Source organism: Acidisphaera rubrifaciens HS-AP3 (assembly GCF_000964365.1).
In the GTDB taxonomy this organism is placed as follows: domain Bacteria; phylum Pseudomonadota; class Alphaproteobacteria; order Acetobacterales; family Acetobacteraceae; genus Acidisphaera; species Acidisphaera rubrifaciens.
This window is the reverse complement of sequence record NZ_BANB01001102.1, coordinates 1-577: the sequence shown is the minus strand read 5'-3', so window position 1 is coordinate 577 and position 577 is coordinate 1. Positions and strand designations below refer to the sequence as shown.

Annotated in this window: 1 other RNA gene; it reads left to right on the top strand. The window is 70.7% G+C overall.

What is annotated here, in order from left to right:
- The first annotated feature begins 167 nt into the window (after positions 1 to 167).
- Positions 168 to 324, top strand: a non-coding RNA gene (ssrS, locus tag B8460_RS20225) — 6S RNA.
- Positions 325 to 577 lie beyond the last annotated feature (253 nt).

Genomic DNA, 577 nt, shown 5'->3' with positions numbered 1-577 from the left:
CCCGCCGCGCCCTCAGCCAGAAGCCGCGCGAGGTGGTCCGCGAGGTCGTCGTGGAGGTGCAGCGCGACGTGCCGATGCCCGACAGCGTCTATGCCGAAAAGCTGGAAAGCCTCGCCCGTCGCGCCGAGGAGATTGCCGCGGGGCTGGAGCGCGCCTAAGTAGAAGGGGCGGAGCTGCCCGGTGCGTCAGGCAACACATCCCCGGGGCCAGTAAGCATTCTCCTCGGGAGCTGGCTCTGTCGTGACCGTGGTTACGATATCTGGCGCCCACCTGCACACGCAGGCTCTGGGAGGATGAGACGCCAACGGCCATGGCGGCTCCGCACTCGCTCCATTTCCAGGGTATTCCCGTACCATTTCCGGGTATTCCCGGACGCCCGCCAGACGAATAGTCCCAGACGACGCCCCCAGACGACGCCCCCCAGACTGAGGAACCCTGCGTGCCGCACCCGCTCGGCCCGGACAGCCATGCCTCCGCCGTGTCGTCGGCCGCCCTTGCCGGCGACGACCCGGACCTCGTCGCGGCCAAGGCCGAGGCCCGCGCGGCCGCGATCCGCCGCCGCGCCGACGCCGACCCC